Source organism: Hymenobacter rubripertinctus (assembly GCF_003583925.1).
Lineage (GTDB): Bacteria > Bacteroidota > Bacteroidia > Cytophagales > Hymenobacteraceae > Hymenobacter > Hymenobacter rubripertinctus.
Genome location: NZ_QYCN01000033.1, coordinates 1 through 21,020 on the forward strand (window position 1 = coordinate 1; position 21,020 = coordinate 21,020).

Sequence of the window (21,020 nt, forward strand, 5' to 3'; positions counted from 1 at the left end):
TCGAAGCGGGCGCCGGCTACGCGGGCGCCGCGCAGGTCCGTTACCGTGGCCGAGAGCACGACGGCCCGGTTGGCCAGCGAGATGGTCAGCACATCGGAGGCCGGGTTCGGGAACAGGCTCACGGCTTTATCGGCCACGCTGGTGCTGAGCGAAGTACCCAGGGTAGGGGTAGCGGCCACTCCCTGAGGAGCCAGGGCAGCCCCGCCGGTGATGTTGAGGGTGTAGTCCTCCGTTTCGCCGTAGCTGAAGCTGCCGCAGCTGGTGGTAGCCGCCGCATCGCTCATCACTACCCGCATCCGGGTAGCACCAGTCTTGGCCGTGGTCGGAACCGTGAACGTGCTGGTCAGGGTAGTCGTGCTGGCCGAAGAGCCGGACACTACGGTTTCACCGGCATCGGTGAAGTCGCCATCCTGGTTGTAGTCGATGTACACTTTCCAGTTCTCGGTGTAGGCCGTCGAGGCGAAACCGGCCGAGAAGCTGATGGTCTGGGAAGAGCCGGCGGCGACCGAAGTCGAAGTGGCCGTGCCGTTGTAGTATCCTCCGTCAGCCGCCGAAGTGCGGGCAATGGTGCCGAGTTTCACGTAGTCGATCCACTCGTAGGCTACGCTCGTGCCCTTGCTGGTGCAGTAGGCAACGGCTGGCGGCGGAGTAGTTCCACCGGAAGCAGCGCCTACGCCCACGGCGTACCAGGCGTTGGTGGTGGCCGTTACCTGGGCCGAACCAGCTCCGTAGAGGTCGGTGGCGGCCGAAATGGCCGCAGTCCGGGCCGCAGCATAGGTAGAGGAGGCCGTCAGGTACACACTTTCGGTGCGGTAGGCAATTTTAGCGGCGGCATCGATGCCCACCCCCGTTACGGAGTATGCGCTGCCGATGTCGTTGGTGCCCGAGCCACCCTGGCTGAGCAGGTAGAACCAGTAGTTGAGCACGCCCGAGTTGGTGTGCACGCCACCCTGGTCGTTGGTGTTGTTGGGCGTAGTGGTAGTAGCCTTCCAGTAGGTGCCTTTGTAGGTATCGGGCTGGCCGTACTGGTTGGGGTTGCTCATCGAGCGCAGCGCGCCGCCGGCTTTTTTCACTTCTTCCCCAATGAGGAACGTGCTCTTGCCGGTCAGGCCAAACTGGGTCACGGCCCGGGCTTCCACGCAAGCGCCCCAGATGTCGGAGAAGCCTTCGTTCATGGCACCCGATTCGTTGGCGTAGGTCAGGTTAGCGGTTTTCTCGCAGATGGCGTGGCCGATTTCGTGGCCGCACACGTCGAGGGCTGCCAGGGGCTTGAAGGTGGTGGCCCCGTCGCCGTAGGTCATCACCGAGCCGTTCCAGTACGCGTTTTCGTAGCCCACACCGTCGCCGGGGGTATCGTCGAAGTGCACGTAGCTCTTGATTTTGGCACCTGCGTTGTCGTAGGAGTTGCGGTTGTGAACCGCTTTCCAGTAGTCGTAGGTTGCCTGGGCCCCGAAGTGGGCGTCGCCGGCCACGTTGTCGTAGTTGGCGTTGTTGTACTCGGCGGCAGTCCAGTTGTTGTCGGCATCCACGAAGTCGGTGGCGGCCGTGTAGCTGTTGCCCTTTTTGCAGTTGTAGGTTTCGATGCCTAGGCCGCGGGTGGCTTCGCGCAGGTTGTAACCGCCGGTAGCGGTGCCGTTAGCCAGCGAGCGGGTGCCGCTGTAGGCCGTGGCAAACGTTGCCGTCGCCGCCGCGTGCTTGATGATGGCATCCTGGCCGACGATGTCGCCGGTGCGGGCATCCACGTACACGAAAGCGCGGCTCAGGGGCGCCTTGGCGTACACGTTCAGTTTCCAGGCCAGGGTGGCCTTGCCGGCCAGCAGCGGGTTGTTGGTGTGCATGTTACGCACCACCACCAGCTCGCCTTTGGGCTTGTAAGTGGCACTCGGGTCGTTTTCGGATTTCTTCAGGCCGGCCTCTTCGGCCGCATCCTGCCACATGTACTCCTTGGCCCCCACGAACTGCATAGCGCGCTGCAAAGCAGCTGCGGCATCGAGGGAAGGCGTGGTGTTCAGGCCCCGCACTTTCTCAAACTGGCCGCTGATGCTCTGTACCGCACCCTGGCGGGCGTGCACCGAGTACGTGGCGTGCTCTACTTTGATGCCCTTGTAGTACTGCTGGTATTTTTCGTGCACGAAACCCAGCTGGTCGGCTTCGGTTTTCGTTTGCACCATCTGGTCATCTGCGCTCAACTGCAGCTGGTCGCGCAGCAGGGTGCCGGCTTCGCTGAGTTTGTAGGCGTTGCCCTCGGCGCGAAACTGCACCATGAACGGCGTGCCATTGTCGTTGAGGTCTTTGCTCTGCACTCGGGAGAAGTCCTGGGCCAAGGCAGTAGAAGTCAGCCCACCGAGCAGCAACAGGGTTGCCGCGGAGTACTTGTTGATCATAGAGCGTGGTCGGTTGTGAGTTGAGGGAAATTGAACAGTGCCACGAATTGCCTTTGATCAGAAGGCCTTCCGGTGATGCTAAATTATGCATCTTTCAACAAACTGATTCTTTCATTGAAATATTTTTTACTTAATGGCTATTTGATAGATAATTTAGCAATTATTACAAATACCCCGATTCAAGCAGTATACTACTGAAATTCAACTGATTATCTATTCAAACAGCTCAAAAACGATCCACCTGTCTGTTCGTCCGTTCTGTAAACAACCCTAAATTTTAAACATTTAAAGAAACCTGCTCATGAACCCTTCATCCGTTCTTCCTACTTCCCGCTGGAACCTGCGCGGGCAAACGGCGCTCGTAACGGGCGCTTCCAAGGGCATCGGCGCGGCCATTGCCGCCGAGTTGCTGGGCCTGGGGGCCACCGTGGTGGCCGTGGCCCGCACCGCCGCCGACCTGGAGCAGCAAGTGGCTGAGTGGCAGCAGCAGGGGCTGCCGGCCCACGCCCTGGCCGCCGACGTAAGCACGCCCGCCGGGCGCACCCAACTGCTGGCCGAAATAGCCCAACGCTGGCCCCAGGTGCACCTGCTCATCAACAACGTGGGCACCAACATCCGCAAGCCCACCGTGGCCTACTCCGACGAGGAGTACCGCCACCTGCTGGCTACCAACCTCGATTCGGCCTGGGAGCTGAGCCGGGGCGTGCAGCCGCTGCTGGTGGCGGCCGGGGGCGGCAGCATCGTCAACATTTCGTCGGTGGCGGGCCTCACGCACGTGCGTACGGGCGCCATTTATGGTATGACCAAGGCGGCGCTGGTGCAGCTCACGCGCAACCTGGCCGTGGAGTGGGCCGGCCTGAATATTCGCGTCAATTGCGTGGCCCCGTGGTATATCCGCACGCCGCTGGCCGAAACGGTACTCCAGAACGAGGACTTCCGCCGCAGCGTCATCAGCCGCACGCCGCTGGGCCGGGTGGGCGAGCCGGAGGAAGTGGCCGCCGCCGTGGCCTTCCTCTGCCTGCCCGCCGCCGCCTACATCACCGGCCAGACCCTGGCCGTGGATGGCGGCTTCACGGTGAATGGATTTAGTTGAGAAGTTAGAGAGTTTTCAACTTACCAACTCCCGCAGGGCCTGCTCGTAGCGGGGCAGGGCCTGGGCGTCGGAGGCGAGGTAGAGGAAGGGCTCGATGAGTTCCAGCTCCATGAGCAGCAGCTCGCCGTCCTGGTCGAGGCCATCGACGCGGGCGTAAAGGCAGCCGGGCGCGAACTCGCGCACGATGCGGTCGGCAGCCTGGCGCAGGTGGGCCGGGGCTTCGCGGGGGGCAATGCCGCCGCCCAGGTAGTGTTGCACCCGGAAGTCGCCCGATTTGGGCGTTTTGAGCACGCAATGACTGTATTCGCCCCCGAAGTAGAGCAACGACCACTCGCCTTCCTCCTGAATGCGCGACTGAAAGGGCTGGGCCAGAAAGTCCTCGTGCTGCACCAGCTCGGTGAGCTGGGGCTGGCGCACGGCCGTTTCCTGGCGGGTGAGGATGAAGGTATTCTTGGCCCCGCCACTCACGGCGGGCTTCACCACGACCTGCTCCTGGCCCATTTCTTCGAGCAGGGCGGCGGCGTCCACGGCCTCGCCCCGGGGCAGCAGGCGGGTAGGCACAATGCGCACGCCGGCCCGCTCCATATCGAGCAGGTACCTCTTGTTGGCATTCCAGCGCACCACGCTTACGGGGTTGAGCAGGCGAATCTGCTGGCGCTCCAGCACGTCGAGCCAGTGGTAAAACTCCTCCACCCGGTCGAAATAGTCCCAGGGCGACTTGAGCAGCACGGCATCGAAACGGGTCCAGTCCACGGTGGGGTTGCTCCAGATGCGGGGCTCCACGGTGTGGCCCTGCTGGCGCAGGTAGCTGGTGAGCAGGCTGTCCTCGTCGTCGACGTTAGGGGCGGCGTACTGGGCCAGGCTTTCGCAGGTTACGAGGGCGATATTCATATTTTTGGAGCTGTTAGCTACTAGCTGTTAGCCGTCAGCTTATGTTCGGGTTGATGGTCGTTTACAATTGGCTTCATTCCGGCCCGATGCTAAATGAACGCAAGCTAACGGCTGTCAGCTAATAGCTTGAAAAGCTACTTGCTGCTCAGGTAGTCGAGGGCCAGGGTGGCGAGGGTGCGCACGCCCAGGGTCAGGCCGCTTTCGTCAATGAAGAAGCCGGCCGTGTGGTGGGGGGCGGTGGTGGCGGAGTCCTTGCCTTTGGGCATGCCCCCCACAAATACGAACATGCCGGGCACCTTTTCCTGGTAGAAGGCGAAGTCCTCGGCCCCGGTCACGGCCTTCTGCACCCGCACGTTGGCCGGGCCGGCAGCGCGCTCCAGGCTGGGCACCATCTGCTGGGTCAGGCGCGGGTCGTTGAAGGTGATGGGGGCGTAGTTGGTAATGTCGACTTCGGCCGTGGCCCCGGCGCTTTCGGCAATGCCCTGGGCCGTGCGGCGCACCCCGGCCCACACCTTCTGCTGCATGTCTTTGTTGAGGCAGCGGATGGTGCCGGTCAGCTCTACCTCCTCCGGGATGATGTTGTTGCGCACCCCGCCGTGCACCATGCCCACGGTCAGCACCACGGCGTCCTCGGTCAGCTGGGCCTGGCGGCTCACGACGGTCTGGAGGCCCAGGATAATCTGGGCGGCCGTCACCACCGGGTCCACGGCCAGCCAGGGGTAGGCCCCGTGGGCCGATTTGCCCTTCACCTTGATAGTGAACACGTCGGACGACGCCATTTCGCCCCCGGGCCGGTAGCTGAGCTGGCCCACTTCGGTCTGGGCCTGAATGTGGACCCCGAACACGGCGTCGACCTTCGGGTTCTCCAGTACGCCTTCCTTCACCATGAGCCGGGCGCCGCCTTCCTGCCCGGGCAAGGAGCCTTCTTCCGCCGGCTGAAAGATGAATTTCACGGTGCCGGGCAGGTCTTTTTTCATCTGCGAAAGAACTTCGGCGGCCCCTAGCAGCATGGCTACGTGGGTGTCGTGGCCGCAGGCGTGCATCACGCCCACGGCCTGGCCGTTGTATTGGGTGCGCACTTTGGAGGCGAAGGGCAGGCCGGCGGCCTCCGTTACGGGCAGCGCGTCCATGTCGGCGCGCAGGGCCACTACGGGGCCGGGCTTGCCGCCCTTCAGCAGGGCTACCACGCCGGTACGACCCACGCCGGTCTGCACCTCCAGGCCCAGTTTGCGCAGGTGGGCGGCCACGAGGGCGGCGGTGCGGGTTTCCTGGTTGCCCAGCTCGGGGTGCTCGTGAATGTCGCGCCGCCAGGCAATTACCTGGGCCTGCTGCTGGTCGGCCAGTTGGGCAATGCGGGCGGAAAGGTCGGTTGGTTTCTGGGCGAAGGCCGGGGCGGCAGTCAGCAACGCGGCAGCCAGGGCCAGAGCGGAACGGTGGAGCATAGGAGCAGGAGGAAGTGGGGACGGGGGCGTATCCTGGCCGGCGGGGTGGCCGGCAACGCGCCCTCAAGTTACCGGCGGCAGCCGGTTTATGGTGCTGCAAGGCAGAATTTACCGTCTTCCACCACCTATTACGACACTTTCGTCCCCGCCCCGAAGCAGCCCGCGCGGAACAATCTGCGGTTTCGGCTGCTACTTTGCGGCGGCTTTTGCTTTCCCGTATGCCCTTCGCTGAACCCCTGAGCTGGCGCGCCGCCTGGCAACAACCCGCCTTCCGTGGTCGCCTGGGCGCGGTGCTGCTGCTACTGCTGGCCCTGGTGGCCCTGCTGCCGCGCTACTTCGCTTGGGTGCAGGCGCGGCCCGGTTACCAGCTGCCCGACCCGCTGCTGGCCGCGCTGCCGGCCTGCGACGTGTCCACGCTCATCTTTACCGTCATTTACCTGGGCATCGGGCTGGGCCTGATTACGCTGCTGCCCCGGCCGACGCGGCTGCTGCGGGCGCTCTGGGCCTACCTGCTGCTGCACTTGCTGCGCTGCGCCACCCTGTGGCTGCTGCCCCTGGAGCCGCCCCCGGGCCTAGTGCTGCTGCACGACCCGCTGGTGGACCAGCTCATCTACGCCGCCCCGGCCCCCATCACCAAGGACCTGTTTTTCTCGGGCCACACGGCCACCCTGCTGCTGCTGGCCCTGGCCGTGCCCGTCGGCTGGCGCCGCACGGCACTGCTGGCCGGCACCGGGGCCATCGGCACGCTGGTACTCATTCAGCACGCCCACTACACCTACGACGTGCTGGCCGCCCCCCTGTTCGCGGCCCTGGCGTGGTGGGGGAGCGGGAAGGTTTTGGGTGAGGTGGTGAGGTGGTGAGAGAACGTCATTCCGAGCGCAGCCGAGGAATCTCGCGTGCTGATGTTGCGGCAACTAACTCAACGCCGGAATTACCATTGCACGTGAGATTCCTCGACTCCGCTGCGCTGCGCTCGGAATGACGTTCGTCTTATTCCTTTCCCCCATCACATCTCCACCGGTCACTTCTCACCACCTCCCGCTACTGCAAATACTTCTCGTAAATCCCGGCCGCGATGCGCTCGGTCAGGCTTTTGGGCACGACGCTGGTGAGGGCGGCGGACACTTTGTTGAGGGCACCGGGAATGATTTCGGCCTCGCCGGCCAACAGGGCCGTGACGCCGAGGCGGGCCACCTGTTCGGGCGTCATCGATACTTTATTGGCCGTGGCCTGGAGGTCGGCGTTCATGCCGGCCCGGTCGGCGAAGCCGGTGGTGGTGGCCCCGGGGCTCAGGCAGCTCACCGACACGCCCGTGTCGCGCAGCTCGTAGCGCAGGCCCCGGCTGAAACTGAGCAGAAACGCCTTGCTGGCCGCGTAGAGCGTGAGCGTGGGCACCGCCTGGTAGGCAGCGGTGCTGGCCACGTTCAGCACGTAGGCTACCCGGGGCCGGTGCAGGGCCGGGAGCAGGGCGTGGGTCAGGGCTACGGGCAGGTGCATGTTGAGCTGGAGCATATTCTGCTGCTGGGCCAAGGGTAGTTCCTCAAACCGCCCCCACAGGCCGTAGCCCGCGTTATTGACCAGCACCGTCAGCTCCCCCGGCTGAGCCAGAACCCAGGCGGCCAGCTCCCCGGCCGCCAGCGGGGCGGCCAGGTCCAGGGGCAGTACCCGGGCCGTGCGGCCGAGCGCGCGTACCTCGGCGGCCACGGCTTCCAGCTGGTCGACGGAGCGGGCAGTGAGCAGCACGTCGTAGCCGCGGCGGGCCAGCTCCAGGGCCAGCGCCCGGCCGATGCCCCGGGAGGCACCCGTAATGAGGGCAGTTTTCAAGATTCGTTTTTCGTTATTGGTTTTTCGTTTTTCGTCTCGGGTTCGGTTGTTTTGTTCTTCATTCAGCCCGAGGGGGAAATTGCGACGAACAACGAAAAACCAACAACGAAAAACGAACCACTATTTCACCAGGTGCAAAAAGCGCAGGTAGAAGGGCGTGGGGCTGTTGTCGTGCTTGGGCTCGTACTTGCCGGCCAGGATGGGCACGTACATCACGCGGCGGCGCGAAGCCTCGCCCACCAGCGGCGACTGGGCCACGCGGTGCCACATGCGCCCGTCGTGCACGGTCAGGTCGCCGGGCTCGGTTTCGATGGCAATTTCGTGCGGGTCGGCGCTCACGTCCTTGTAGTATTTCTTGCGGAACAGGATGTCGCGCAGGCTTTGCTGGTGGGTGCCGGCCAGAATGCGCAGGCCGCCGTTGGTGGCGGGCGTGCCGTCGAGGTGGAGGCCCACGTTGAGCATCGGCCCGATTTTTTTGCCGTAGAACACGTCCCGCAGCGAGTCGGTGTGCCAGCCCATCTGGGAAAACTCCGAGCCCGGCACGTTCACGTAGTGGTTGATCACGAGGCCGTCCTTCTCGTCCTCACCCACCCGGCCGCCGGGGGCTTCAAGCAGCGGAAACAGCGCCGTAAAGCGCGGGTCCTGGAGAAACTCGTGCAGGACGGGGCTGTGGTGGGAGGCAAAGGCGAAGCGCTGCACAATGGGCGCGCCGTCTACGTCCTTGCCGTACTTGATGGGCACCCCGTTTACCTTCTGCACGCCGTCGGCGAGCCAGCGCTGCTGCACCTGCGCGGCGGCCTGCAACAGCTGCGCTACCGTGGCAGGCTCCACGAAAGCCCGGAAGTGCAGAAACCCGTGTTGATGAAAAAAATCCAGCTGCTCCCGGGTCAGCTGCGGGCCTAACGTAAAGCGGGGGTAAGTATCAATTATGGTGGCCATAGCAGAGAAGACGGAGGCTGATCCGCCCATTGGAACGCGGGCAAAGATACGCCGGCCGGCCGGCCCGCCCCCGGCCCGGGGCCAGGCTACGAGCCGGGAGCGGGTCCGCGAGTTGGGGCTTGCCCCGTGAAGAATGCGTGAATCAACCAACAAACCGCTTTTTGGTTTGGCCGGAGTGCGTATCTTAGCCGGTAAAGCCCTGATTCGCCCAACCTTCGTCGCGCATGAAACGAGTTCAGTTCCCGCTCCTGCTCCTGACGCTGCTGCTGGCGGCACCGGGCGGGTGGGCACAAACGGCCGCCGCCCGCCTCGTGCCCTTCCGCCAGGGTAGCCGCTGGGGCTACGCCGACCGGGGCCGCCGCCTGGTGCTGGCCGTGCGCTACGACGAGGCCGGCCCCTTCGCCGACGAGTTGGCCTGGGTGCGCCAGGACAGCCTGTACGGCTACATCGACGGCGGCGGCAACCCCGTCACGCCCATTCAGTTCACGCGGGCCGGCAACTTCCACCACGACCGGGCCACCGTGACGCTGCATGGCGAAACCTTCGACATCAGCCCCAGCGGGCAGCGCCTGCCGCCCCCACCCGCCGCCGACTTCGACGAGGACCCGCTGGAGCAGGGCGACGTGGTGCGCAACGCCGAAGGCCGGGTGGGCTTCCGCTTCACGGTGGGCGCGGCCACCGTACCGGCCATCTACGACGAAATCCGCGACAACTACAACGGTCTGCTCTTTGTGCGCCAGGGCGCGAAGTGGGGCGTCATCAATGGCAAAGGCAAGTTGGTGCAGCCCGTGCAGTACGACTCCATCCGGCTCCGGGGCAACCTGGAATACCCGATGGTGCGGCAGAACGGCCGCTTCGGCTACCTCAGTCCCGAAGGCACCCGCCTCACTGAAATCCGCTACCTGCGCGCCGAGCCCTACTTCCGGGGCGTGGCCCGCGTGCAGGCCCCCACCGGCCGCTTCGGCTACCTCGATGCCCTGGGCCGGGAGTTCTGGGACGATACCGAAGCCCTGACCCAGGAAAAGTAGGGCGGGCCGAGATGCAGCGGGAAGCACACCCAGCCGAGTTCGTATCTTCTGGCACCTCAGCCGATACCGTTATGCTACCACCCCCCATCCTCAACGTTCGCCTGCGGGCCTGCGCCGAAGACTGGCACCAGATGACGCCCGCCGCCCAGGGCCGCCACTGCGCCCACTGCGACCGGGTGGTAATCGATTTCACCCAGGCCACCCAGCCCGACCTCGAAGCCGCCTTCCGCACCGCCCCCGACGGCCGGGTCTGCGGCCGGTTCCAGCCCGAACAGCTGGCCGCCGACCAGCCGGCCCCGCTCCCCCGCCGCGTGGCCCTGCGCCCGAAGCTGCGGCGGTTTCTGGTGGCGCTGGCCCTCGTGTGCGGGCTGGGGCTGTCGGGGCGGGAGGCGGTGGCGCAGGTGCGGAAGGTGGTGCCAAGGCCCCCGGTTATCGAGGCGTCGGAGCAAAACCCCACACTACTAACTACCTATGGCGGCCTTGTCTTCTATGAGTATGAAGACACTGAAACCCCTGTAAGGACTTTAACGGGACAAGAAATCTTTACTTATGTGGAGCAGATGCCGATTTTTCGTGGTGGCAATGAGGACCTTAAACGCTTTATTGCTGGCCAAGTGCGGCAACCAAAAGACGCTCTATATGAAGGAAGAGTCTTTGTAAAGTTTGTGATTGACGAGCAGGGGCAAGTCACTACCGCTCAGATTCTGAGGGGTCTAAACGAGGCGGCCGATACGGAGGCGCTTCGGGTAGTACGCCTGCTGCCGCCTTTCACTCCAGGCCGCCAAAATGGACGAACAGTGAAAGTGAGTTACACGGTACGCATCAGTTTTGGCGGAGATGAGTAGGCCTTCTTCGCTGACATTTATAGCCCTACTGTGCCTGTTGCTGCTGAGTGGCTTATCGGCCGCCGCCCAGGTCGTTATCCCCTACCGGATTCCCCAGGCTCCTATCGACCTGACCGATTTGCCGGACAACGACCTCAAGAACCCGAAGGCGCAGACGCCAAGTGCGACAGCACACCATTTCTACCCGAGTTGTAATGAGAAGTTACCGGTTTTTATAGGCGGCAACGATAGTCTGCGTGCCTTCCTGAACCGACATGTACAGTGGCCGGATAGCTTGCCACAGTCCGTCAGGGGTACAGTATTCGTCCGGTTTACCATTGATGAGCGCGGCGAAATACGCAACGCCCGTATCGTGCAGAGCCTGCATCCGCTGGCCGACGCGGAGGCGTTGCGGCTGGCCGGGTTGCTAAGCGGGCACTTCACGCCGGGCAGCCGCGACGGCCGGTCATTTGCCTTGGAAACCACCTTGCCGCTAGCCTTCCGTGGGACGGACGCAGCTCCGAAGCAACGGGGCAACTGACCCTTTCCGCCCTACCGCCCGACTTCTAACCGAAAACATTCCTACTTTACCCCTCCCGAATTCCCACGTCTAATCCTGCCCGTATGCTCTTCACGCCCAGTCCCATGCTGCTCAAGCTGCTCTATACCCGCGGCAGCCTGCACAATACGCCCGAGGGCGTGGCCTTCAGCATCAAGAACCGCCTCGATACGGTCCGCATTACCCGCATCGACCACGTGCTGATTGATGGCCAGCGGCTGGGCGTAGAGGAAATTGCCCTCGACCTGGGCAACGGCGACGTGCGGCCGGCCGTGCTTTTCAACGCCGACAGCAAAGGCTTCACGCTGCCGGTGGGCCAGTCGGCCACCTTCCACCTGGTCACCGATTCGCTGCCCGAGGGGCTGCACACCATTCAGGTGCAGTTTGCGGCCGATCCGTTTGGCCAGCTCAACGTGGAAGTGGAGGACAGCATCACCCTCGTGCCCGACAACCGTCCCCGCATCCCGCGCGATGCCCAGGACGACTACACCGACGAGGCCATCAAGGCCCGCCAGGACTTTGCCGAGGAGTTTACGGGCCAGCAGTTTCACCACCTCAAGCAGTACTCCTTCGATGCCCACGCCTTGCAGGGCAACTGTGAGCATTTCACGGGCGTAGCCCAGATTCCGGTGGGCCTAGCCGGCCCCCTGCACGTGAACGGCGAGCATGCCCAGGGCGACTTCCTGATTCCGCTGGCCACCACCGAGGGCACGCTGGTGGCCAGCTACAACCGCGGCATTCAGCTGCTCAACCTCAGCGGCGGCGTCAAGTGCACCGTCATCGGCGACGCCATGCAGCGGGCGCCGGTATTCGTGTTCGACGATGCCCGCGGGGCCCGCGACTTCGGCCGCTGGGTGGAGGAGGAAATCGGCCGCATCCGGCCCGAGGCCGAAAGCACCTCCAGCATCGCCAAGCTCCAGTATATTGACACCTACCTGAGCAACAAGTTTGCCTTCCTGCGCTTCAATTACAGCACCGGCGACGCGGCGGGCCAGAACATGGTGGGCCGGGCCACCTTCGCGGCCTGCTCCTGGATTCTGGAAAACTACCAGGGCGCGCCGGTACGCCACTTCTACCTCGAATCCAACTTCGCCACCGACAAAAAAGCCTCGCAAATCAACGTAATGCGCACCCGGGGCAAGCGCGTGGTGGCCGAGGCCGTGATTCCGCGCCACCTGCTCCAGCAGCGCATGCGCGTGACGCCCGAGCAGCTGGCCTACCACGGGCAGGTGAGCAACGTGGGCGCGTTTATGTCGGGGGCCAACAACAACGGGGCGCACTCGGCCAACGGCATCACGGCCCTGTTCATTGCCACCGGCCAGGACGTGGCCAACGTATCGGAGTCGTCGGCGGGCGTGTTCTACTCCGAAATCACGCCCGAAAAAGACCTCTACATCAGCATCACCATCCCGAGTCTGATTGTGGCTACCCACGGCGGCGGCACCGGCCTGGCCACCCAGAACGAGTACCTGCGCATGCTGGGCTGCGTGGGCCGGGGCACGGTCAATAAGTTTGCCGAAATAGTGGCCGGCGTGGTGCTGGCCGGCGAGCTCAGCCTGGGCTCGGCCATCAGCAGCTCCGACTGGGTGAGCAGCCACGAGCAGTACGGCCGCAACCGGTAAGCGGGTGCTTGCCGGTTACGCCTATTCTTGAATATCAATAACTTAACTAGCTGAAGCGGCGTTGGCCGACCAAATTCGCGGTATATTTATGCTCCCGCTTCTCTATCCGCCAATTCCCTCTACCGCCGGTTCTATGCGTGTTTCTCTCGTTGTCCTTCTCACGGGCGCAGTGGCCGTTGGTGCTGCCCTGAACCCTGCTGCCGCACTGGCGCAGCGGGCCCTCAATAACTATGACCTGACCACCCTTGGCAGCGTCTCTACGACCAATAACGGCTACAATACCTACCTGCCCAACGGCCGCCCGGAGGATAGTGGGGCCAGCTTTGATGCCACAACGCCGCCCGAAGCATACTTGTCGGTGAACTGGCAGGCCGGCACGCTGCTGGCCGCCCACGGCGGCGCGGCCCGGGTACCGGCCATGCGCTATAATCTGAAATATAACCTGATTGAGGTGCGCGACTCCAGCGGCACCGGCCCCATCCGGCCGGTGCCGCTGGAGCGCCTGGAAGGCTTTACGCTCCGGGCCACGCCAACGAAACCGGCCCAGTCGTTTACGGCCGTGAACTTTCTGGCCAAGGGCGACCGGGCGCGCACCTTTATGCAGGAACTGCATCCGGCGGGCAGCAAGCTCCAGTTGCTGGCCTGGTACCGGTACGCCGTTACGGCCGCCCGCACCAACCCGGCCCTGGGCGTGGAGATTCAGCCGGCGGCCGTGGTGCAGGAAGTGCTGCTGATGATGCGCCCCGCCACTGCCGGTGCCCCCGCTACCCAGGTAAGCCTGAACCGCAAAGCGGTTCTGCGCCTGTTCGGGAGCCAGGCTTCGCAGGTGGAGGCCCATGCCCAGCAGCACAACCTGCGCTTCGACGATGCCAACCACGTGGTCGACCTGGTTACGTACTACAATTCGCTGCCCTGATTTTCCGGCGTTTTCCGCGCCTACGCCCAACCGCCCCCCGCTACCGAACTGGTAGCGGGGGGCGGTTGGGCGTAGGCGCGGGGCCGGTCAGGGGGGTCGGGTGCCCTTCGCTACGGCTTGCGGGCTTTCACTTTAAAGCGCTCGTCGGCCCGGATGGTCACGTCCTGGCCCAGGGGCTTCACGATTTCCACGTTGGTGGTCAGGGTGTAGGAGTCGGCACTCAGGAATACATCCAGCTTCTGGTCGGCGGGGGTGAGGGAAATCGTGCTGACGCCGGTGGGCACCGGGTTGAGCGAGGCCAGCAGCACCTTGTCGGAGCCCTTGGCATCGGTGCTGATGTAGACATCGATGCGCTTGAGAAAGTCAAAATTCTGCCCCGAGGGACTGGTAATGGCCAGCGTGAGCTTATCCAGCGTTACATCCTGCACGTAGTCGGCGGAGGTGCCGTTTTTGGCGTAGGTGCTGGTGCTGCTGGACGATACGGCCACCGGCGAGAGCGGAAAAAACTGCCCGAACGGCACCGTTTTCGGAATAACGATGGTCTGGGAGTCCTCCACGTTGAACTCGAACAGGCCGAGCACTTTCTTGCAGCTGCCGAATAGCAGGATGGCCGCGATCAGCGGCGCGAGAAACAGGATTCTTTTCATGGAGTCAGGATTTTTGTCTGGCACGTACGGAAACCGTCCCCGGCCGGATCGGGAATGAGTGACTCGGTGAATGAGTGAGTTCATGCGTTGCAATGGAAGAGTTGTACCACAGGGAAGGAAAAATCTACTCATTCACTCATTCACCGTTAGTCCATCATATCGGCTGCTTTGGCCGGGTTGTGGGCTTCGGGCTGCCAGCTGTAGGGGTACTGCTCATCCTCGTAGGCCAAAGCGGCTTCGGTGAGGTAGAGGGGCCGGAAGGTATCGAGCATCACGGCTAGCTCGTGGGTTTCCTTTTTGCCGATGCTGGCCTCCACGGTGCCGGGGTGCGGCCCGTGCGGAATGCCGCTGGGATGCCAGGTGAAGGAGGCCAGATCCACGCCCTTGCGCGACATGAAGTTGCCGGCCACGTAGTACAGCACCTCGTCGGAATCGACGTTGGAGTGGTTGTAGGGCGCCGGAATGGCCAACGGGTGGTAATCGAACAGGCGCGGCACGAAGGAGCAGATGACGAAGTTGTTGCCCTCGAATTGCTGGTGCACGGGTGGCGGCTGGTGAATGCGGCCGGTAATGGGCTCGAAATCGTGGATGCTGGTGGCGTAGGGGTAGAAGTAGCCGTCCCAGCCCACCACATCAAACGGCGAGTGGCCATACACCAGCGAGTGCAGCAGCCCGTCCTTCTGCACCCGCACCTCGTACTCGCCCGACTCGCGCACGTCGCCTTCAATCAGCTCCGAAGGGGCGCGGAAGTCCCGCTCGCAGTAGGGCGCGTGCTCCAGCAGCTGCCCGAAGTGGTTGCGGTAGCGCCGGCAGGTTTCCACGGGGCTGAACGACTCGATGATGAGCAGCCGGACCGGCCCTTCCTCGAAGTGCAGTTGGTGGATGATGGTGCGCGGAATTACGATGTAGTCGCCGGGCTCGAAGGCCAGCTTGCCCAGTTGGCTCCACAGCTCGCCCCGCCCCTCGTGCACGAAAATAACTTCGTCGGCCAGCGCGTTTTTGTAGTAGTAGTCCATGCGCCGCTCGGTGGGGTTGCAGACGCTCATCGTCACGTCGGCGTTGCCGAGCAGCGTCTGGCGGGCCTGGAGGTAGTCGCCGCCGGTGCTGGTCTGGCCCAGGGTGCGCAGGTGGGCGGGGGCCAGGGGCCGGTCTTTGAGCAGTTTGGGGCCGAAGGGCTTAGCCGCGCCTACTTTACGGATTTCGGTGGGCGCGTGGCGGTGGTAGAGCAGCGACGACACCCCGTGGAAGCCCAGCGTGCCCACCAGCTGCTCGTGGTAGAGCGAGCCGTCGGGTTGCCGGAACTGGGTGTGCCGCTTGCGCGGAATCTGACCTAAGCGTTGATAAAAGGGCATAATCGGGGCGGGAATTTCGGGTGGGAAACAAACGGGAATGCCGGGTGGTGAAGGTACAACGTTTCTGCGTGGGTCGTTTTTTGGTTGGTGGTTGGTGGTTGGTGGTTGGTGGTTGGTGGTTGGTGGTTGACGGAGAAGAACGTTATTCCGAGCGAAGCCGAGGAATAACGCTCCCACTGCTACCCGTAGCTCACTCCCCACCCACAACGCGGTACCTTTGCCTCATGCTGTCGTTTCTGCTTCCCCTGCTCATCCTGCTGGCCCCCGCCGATGCGGCCCCGGTGCCGCGCACCCGCACGTTCTCGTTCGAGTACACGGCCACCGTGCCCGCCTCCCCCGTCGGTACTAAAGCCGTGGATTTGTGGCTGCCGGTGCCCCACGATGATAAGTCGCAACAGGTGCGGGCGCTACGGGTAACGGCCCCGGTCCCCTACGACATCCAGACGGGCGAGTACGGCAACCGCATTCTACACCTGCGGGCCACGGGTGCCAGCCTGCAAGGGTTTCAGGTGAAGATGCAGCTCGAAGCCACCCGCCGGGAGCACCTTACGCCCGCCCTGGCCACCGGCCAGCACCCGGCCCGCGAGAAAGCCGACCCCAACCTGAGCCGCTGGCTGGCCCCCGACAACCTCGTGCCCCTCGACCCCAAAATCCGCCTCTGGGCCACCGAAGTCGTAGCCAAGGCCGGGGCGAAAACTGACCTTGAAAAGGCCCGCGCCATCTACGAGCACGTCGTCAGCACCGTCAGCTACGACAAAACCGGCCAGGGCTGGGGCCGGGGCGACATTTACTACGCCTGCGACGCCCGCCGCGGCAACTGCACCGATTTTCACGCCGTGTTCATCGGCTACTGCCGGGCCCTGGGCATTCCGGCCCGCTTCAGCATCGGCTTCCCGCTGCCGCCCGAGCGGGGCGCAGCCGAAGTGAAAGGCTACCACTGCTGGGCCGAGTTCTTCACCCCCGAAACCGGCTGGGTGCCCGTCGATGCTTCCGAGGCCGCCAAGAACCCCGCCCACCGCAACTACTTCTTCGGGGCCCACGACGAGAACCGCCTCGAATTCAGCCGGGGCCGCGACCTGCTGCTGGCCCCGCGCCAGCAAGGCCCGGCGCTCAACTACTTCGTGTATCCTTATGCCGAAGCCGACGGGCAGCCCCTGACCGGCATCGAGCACACCTTCCGCTTCCAGGATGTGAAACAGCAAGGCCACCTATTAGACTGAGGCTATTCAAGGCTGCCCGCCTTTAACCCGCGCATACTGACGGCAGTAATCCAGGCACAGGCCTGTCTCGTCGAGAAAATGAAAGCAGGCACATCGGGCCGCGTGTAAACGATTTGCACATGGGCGGCCCGGGCTTGCCGCACACGCTCGGTATCGCGCTCGGTGGCATGGTTACTTTTTTTCGGCGTAGCCCTTGCTCCTGAAGCACGGTCCAAATGCTGGTCTGGCGCACTGGGCGGCTAAATTCGGCTTGCCAGGCCGTGCTCAGCTCGGCCAGCTTGGCAGCGGCATATTGGCCCACGTAGGCCACGAACCACGTCTGCTCGGCGGGCGAAATGGCCCGCGCCCGACCGCCGCTGGTGGGCTTGGCCGCTAACGAGCCGGTTTGGCGCTGCTGGTAACGCAGCTATTTAATGAACGAGACGCTCACGCCGAAGCGGTCAGCGAACTGTTGCTGACGGGAGCCGGGCTGCTCGCAGGCGGCGGCCCCGCAGGTGCGTAAATCAAGCACTTATAGCGTTTTCGCGAACGATGTAGCCAAGCTGTAGAGACGCATCTTTGCGTCTCGTCGTCCGCGCCGTTCAGCTAGCTCCGTTCAAAGAGGAGACGCAAAGATGCGTCTCTACAGCCGATCGGGTACACCGTTTACGAAACCGCTGTAGTATTCTAAGGCCCCAGCGGGGCGACACCGACAGAGGAACGATTGCTGTCGCCCCGCTGGGGCTACTGCGTAACAGCAGGTACTACCGCTATAGTTGCTGCTCTTTCGCCTTAGTTATGCGTAGCATCAGCTGGCGGGCCTGCCCACCAACTGATGGGGGTTCCCGGCTTACGGCGGCGAAGCGGCCATACAAAATCGCGCTGCATTGAGCGCCCCGAACCGCTAACAAGGCTTCAGGGTTTCGTTACATCGGTTCCGGTTTGCGGCGGCTACTGTCCCAGCAAACTCAGCATGAGCGGGTTATTGGGTTCCTGAATGGCGCTCAGGGCCTGCTGCATTTCGGCATCGTCCTGGTTGAGGATGCGGAAGTAGGCGGCTTTGCCGTAGGCGCTGCGGGCAATGAGGGCCTTGAGCTGGGTGCGCAGCAGCGGGGCACAACGACGCAACCCGGCGGCATTGGGCGCGAGGCCGTCGCGGCTGGCGCGGGCCACGAGCTGCTGGAGCTGGGCATCGGTGATGCGGAAGCTCTGGCTGAACTGCTCGAAACGCAACGCGTCCAGCTCCTCTTTGTGGTCCTGGTAGTAGTTGAGGCTGTATTCGCGCACCAGGTTCAGGCTTTGCAGCCGCAGGTAATAGGCCGACTGGGCCGAGGTGTCGCGGGCCACGAACATGTCGGGCATGATGCCCCCGCCGCCGTACACGGTGCGGCCGTGGGCCGTGCGGTAGCGCAGCGAGTCGGCGAAGTGGATGCTGTCGGCGTGGAAATACTCCCCGTTGTCGGCCCGGTTCTGGAGGTCCTTTTCGTAGGCGGCCAGGCCGTGGCCGTACGATTTCTGGATGCTGCGGCCCGAGGGCGTGTAGTAGCGGGCAATGGTAAGGCGCAGCTCAGAACCGTCGTTGAGGGCAATAGGCTGCTGCACGAGGCCCTTGCCGAAGGTACGGCGGCCCACCAGCAGGGCCCGGTCGTGGTCCTGGAGGGCACCGGCCAGCACTTCGGCGGCCGAGGCGCTGCCTTCATCCACGAGCACCACCAGCGCGCCTTCCTCAAATTCGCCGGTCACCCGCGAAAACGTTTGGGTGTCGTACTGGTCGCCCTTGCCGTCGGTGTACACGATTTTCTTGGTGCCCCCGATGAACTCATCGGCAATCTTGGTGGCCCGGTCGAGGTAGCCGCCGGGGTTGCCGCGCAAATCCAGCACGAGGCGGGTAAGGCCCTGGCGGCGCAGGTCGCCCAGGGCGGCCTTAAACTCGTCGTAGGTGGCGCTGGCGAAGCGGCTCACCTTGATGTAGCCGGTCTGGTTATCCACCATGTAGGCCACGTCCACGGACGTGTTGGGGATGCGGTTGCGGGTTACCTGCACGCCGATGGGGCGGGCCAGGCCGTGGCGCAGCACCTGGAGCTGTACCGCGCTGCCCCGGGGGCCGCGGAGCTTGCCGAAGAGCTGCTCGGTGGTGAAATGCACGCCCGATACGCGCTGGCCGTTCACGGTCAGGATCCGGTCGCCGGGCTGGAGACCGGCCTGTTCGGCGGGGCCTTCGCTGATGGGGGCCACCACCGTCACGGTGTCGCGGAACATGTTGAACTCAACGCCGATGCCGTCGTAGTCGCTCTGCAAGAAGGAGGATGCCTGCTGCTGACGCTTGGCCGGGATGAAGACCGAGTGCGGATCGAGGCGCTCCAGCATCCGGGTAATGGCGTAATCCGACAACTCCTCGGCATTCACCGAGTCCACGTAGTCGCGGTCGACGTAGCTCAGGATTTCTTTGAACTTTAAGTAGCCCCGGGCCGTGAGGTCGGGGTTTTGATCGGAGGGCCGGAAGGGGTTTGCCCCCACCAGGATGCCACAGGCCAGCACCAATCCCAGCAGCCAGGGCTGGCGCACCTGCCACCGGGAATTGCGCGGGGTCGGCTCCAAAGCGGGGCGCGACGACTCGTTCGGCTCGGTGGTCATAAAGCGTTGAGAGAGTAGTTGTTCAACCGATAAGCAGCAATCCGGGGAGAAGACAGGTCTTCAAAACTATTGAAACTTTTCCAAGAAACCCACCCCGCACATAGAGGTATAGGCATTTTCGAATAACAGTGCAAATTTTTATTAGTCGAAGACAAGTAACAGGACACCAACCCACCTTACGAGTCGACGAAAAAATACTGATCCTGAATCTTCTACAAAGATTATTATAGTATTTTAAACAGATGGCGCCTTCTCGCCCAACGGCCGGGTTTTGGCGCTGAACGTCGCGCCCCGCGCTGCTGCCAGCTGCCGGGGCACAGCGGCAGGAGCAGCCCCTTTCGGGGCGGGCATCGTATCTTTGGGCTGCGGCGCTGGCTAAGCACCTGAACGGCCGCTGCTTGGCTTTCTACTTTCACTTTTTTCGCGATGGGCCGTATTCTTGCCATCGACTACGGTCACAAGCGCGTGGGCCTGGCCGTCACCGATCCGCTTCAACTCATCGCCACGCCCCTCGATACCATTCACAGCCAGGACCTGCTGGCGTATCTGAAGGCCTACCACCTGCGCGAGCCGCTGGCGGCCTTGGTTATCGGGATGCCGCGCACGCTCAGCAACGAGGCCACCGACGTGACCAGCGCCGTAGTGGGCGTGCTGCGCCGCCTGCGCAAGGAATTCCCCGAGGTGCCGGTGCACGAAATTGACGAGCGGTACACTACCCGCATGGCCCACGCCGCCATGCTGGCCGGCGGGCTGGGCAAAAAGGACCGCCGCGACAAGGCCACCGTGGATAAAGTAGCGGCCACCATCATTTTGCAATCTTTCCTCGAATCCCGATGATTTACCCCATTGTTGCCTTCGGCGACCCGGTACTTAAAACCCTCGCCAAACCCTTGTCGGCCAACTATTCGGCTTCCGAACTCGAACTCATCATCGCCAACATGTTCGAGACGATGTACCACGCCCACGGCGTGGGCCTGGCCGCGCCCCAGATCGGCAAGAGCATCCGCCTGTTCGTTATCGACTCGGCCCCCATGCTGGACGAGGACGAGGACGGCAACCCGATTCTGGAGGTGCCGACGGATGCCCCGGTGAAGCGCGCCTTCATCAATCCCCAGATGGTGAGCGAAACAGGCGAGGAATGGGCCTTTGAGGAAGGCTGTCTGAGCATCCCCGGCATCCGGGAGAAGGTCACGCGCCACGCCACCATCGTGCTGCGCTACGAGGACGAGCAGCGCCAGACGCACGAGGAAACCTTTACCGGCCTCACGGCCCGCGTGATTCAGCACGAGTACGACCACCTGGAAGGCGTGCTGTTCACCGATTACGCCTCGGGTCTGAAGAAGCAGCTGCTGAAAGGCAAGCTCGCCCGCATCAGCAAGGGCGACGTGGACGCCGACTACCGCATGCGCTTCGTGGGCCAGGGTCGGCGGTAAGCTTCCTTCATTACACGCTATTGATAGCAGCTCCGGCCGGGGACAGCAAACCGCTGCTTCTGGCCGGAGCTGCTGTTTTTGCTGCCGGCTTTATCCTTATTTCAATCCTTATGCAGCACTTACGTTACGTCATTTAGTACCTGGTTGCACTCTCCATACTTGGGTTATCGTTAAGCAGTTGCACCACGGAAAACTCGGCAACGACCTCCGGCTACGTGCTTTCTCCGGGCCGG

At 63.4% G+C, this 21,020-nt stretch carries 18 protein-coding genes; 10 read left to right on the top strand and 8 right to left on the bottom strand.

The window, feature by feature from the left end:
* A partial coding sequence (locus tag D0T11_RS17400) for a M4 family metallopeptidase (RefSeq protein ID WP_147374707.1) occupies window positions 1-2,384 on the bottom strand: 2,384 nt, incomplete at its 3' end.
* A gap of 301 nt (window positions 2,385-2,685) precedes the next feature.
* Between D0T11_RS17400 and D0T11_RS17405 the strand changes: the two genes are divergently transcribed.
* Entirely contained in the window at window positions 2,686-3,477 is a 792-nt protein-coding gene (locus D0T11_RS17405; protein WP_119657083.1) for an SDR family oxidoreductase, read from the top strand.
* Between the two features lie 15 nt (window positions 3,478-3,492).
* On the opposite strand, the gene D0T11_RS17410 is transcribed toward D0T11_RS17405, so the two are convergent.
* Entirely contained in the window at window positions 3,493-4,368 is an 876-nt protein-coding gene (locus tag D0T11_RS17410; protein ID WP_119657084.1) for an ATP-grasp domain-containing protein, read from the bottom strand.
* Window positions 4,369-4,502: 134 nt separating this feature from the next.
* Entirely contained in the window at window positions 4,503-5,810 is a 1,308-nt protein-coding gene (locus D0T11_RS17415; protein ID WP_119657085.1) for an amidohydrolase, read from the bottom strand.
* Between the two features lie 218 nt (window positions 5,811-6,028).
* Between D0T11_RS17415 and D0T11_RS17420 the strand changes: the two genes are divergently transcribed.
* Window positions 6,029-6,670: a phosphatase PAP2-related protein gene (locus D0T11_RS17420; protein WP_119657086.1), complete on the top strand. Its 642-nt coding sequence runs from the start codon at window positions 6,029-6,031 to the stop codon at window positions 6,668-6,670.
* Between the two features lie 181 nt (window positions 6,671-6,851).
* Here D0T11_RS17420 and D0T11_RS17425 read toward each other — a convergent pair whose 3' ends face one another.
* A complete protein-coding gene (locus D0T11_RS17425) occupies window positions 6,852-7,634 on the bottom strand; it encodes an SDR family NAD(P)-dependent oxidoreductase (RefSeq protein WP_119657087.1) in 783 nt (260 codons plus the stop codon).
* Between the two features lie 120 nt (window positions 7,635-7,754).
* Window positions 7,755-8,573, bottom strand: coding sequence for a phytanoyl-CoA dioxygenase family protein (locus D0T11_RS17430; RefSeq protein ID WP_182888471.1), 819 nt, complete (start codon window positions 8,571-8,573; stop codon window positions 7,755-7,757).
* A 224-nt stretch (window positions 8,574-8,797) separates the two neighbouring features.
* Between D0T11_RS17430 and D0T11_RS17435 the strand changes: the two genes are divergently transcribed.
* The 5 genes from D0T11_RS17435 to D0T11_RS17455 all read left to right on the top strand — a co-directional run bounded on the left by D0T11_RS17435 (window position 8,798) and on the right by D0T11_RS17455 (window position 13,522).
* Window positions 8,798-9,601, top strand: coding sequence for a WG repeat-containing protein (locus D0T11_RS17435; RefSeq protein WP_119657088.1), 804 nt, complete (start codon window positions 8,798-8,800; stop codon window positions 9,599-9,601).
* 71 nt (window positions 9,602-9,672) lie between these two features.
* Window positions 9,673-10,446, top strand: a complete 774-nt coding sequence (locus tag D0T11_RS17440) for an energy transducer TonB (RefSeq protein ID WP_119657089.1) — start codon at window positions 9,673-9,675, stop codon at window positions 10,444-10,446.
* A 37-nt stretch (window positions 10,447-10,483) separates the two neighbouring features.
* Complete coding sequence (locus D0T11_RS17445) at window positions 10,484-10,966, top strand: TonB family protein (RefSeq protein ID WP_182888472.1); 483 nt, start codon at window positions 10,484-10,486, stop codon at window positions 10,964-10,966.
* An 83-nt stretch (window positions 10,967-11,049) separates the two neighbouring features.
* Window positions 11,050-12,606, top strand: a complete 1,557-nt coding sequence (locus D0T11_RS17450) for a hydroxymethylglutaryl-CoA reductase (protein WP_119657091.1) — start codon at window positions 11,050-11,052, stop codon at window positions 12,604-12,606.
* Window positions 12,607-12,739: 133 nt separating this feature from the next.
* A complete protein-coding gene (locus D0T11_RS17455) occupies window positions 12,740-13,522 on the top strand; it encodes a hypothetical protein (protein ID WP_147374708.1) in 783 nt (260 codons plus the stop codon).
* A gap of 110 nt (window positions 13,523-13,632) precedes the next feature.
* Here the strand turns inward: D0T11_RS17455 and D0T11_RS17460 are convergent, their stop codons facing one another.
* The gene (locus tag D0T11_RS17460; RefSeq protein ID WP_119657093.1) at window positions 13,633-14,169 is read right to left on the bottom strand and encodes a hypothetical protein; all 537 of its coding nucleotides are present in this window, start codon (window positions 14,167-14,169) and stop codon (window positions 13,633-13,635) included.
* A gap of 146 nt (window positions 14,170-14,315) precedes the next feature.
* A complete protein-coding gene (locus D0T11_RS17465; protein WP_119657094.1) occupies window positions 14,316-15,521 on the bottom strand; it encodes a homogentisate 1,2-dioxygenase in 1,206 nt (401 codons plus the stop codon).
* Window positions 15,522-15,745: 224 nt separating this feature from the next.
* Here D0T11_RS17465 and D0T11_RS17470 point away from each other — a divergent pair, with 224 nt between their 5' ends.
* On the top strand, window positions 15,746-16,741 hold the full coding sequence (locus D0T11_RS17470) for a transglutaminase-like domain-containing protein (RefSeq protein WP_119657095.1): 996 nt from the start codon (window positions 15,746-15,748) through the stop codon (window positions 16,739-16,741).
* Between the two features lie 930 nt (window positions 16,742-17,671).
* On the opposite strand, the gene D0T11_RS17480 is transcribed toward D0T11_RS17470, so the two are convergent.
* A complete protein-coding gene (locus tag D0T11_RS17480) occupies window positions 17,672-19,354 on the bottom strand; it encodes a S41 family peptidase (RefSeq protein ID WP_119657096.1) in 1,683 nt (560 codons plus the stop codon).
* A 426-nt stretch (window positions 19,355-19,780) separates the two neighbouring features.
* On the opposite strand from D0T11_RS17480, the gene ruvX reads away from it, so the two are divergent.
* Window positions 19,781-20,191, top strand: a complete 411-nt coding sequence (gene ruvX, locus D0T11_RS17485; RefSeq protein ID WP_119657097.1) for a Holliday junction resolvase RuvX — start codon at window positions 19,781-19,783, stop codon at window positions 20,189-20,191.
* Window positions 20,188-20,787: a peptide deformylase gene (gene def, locus D0T11_RS17490; protein ID WP_119657098.1), complete on the top strand. Its 600-nt coding sequence runs from the start codon at window positions 20,188-20,190 to the stop codon at window positions 20,785-20,787. Before ruvX ends, def begins: the two co-directional genes overlap by 4 nt.
* Window positions 20,788-21,020 lie beyond the last annotated feature (233 nt).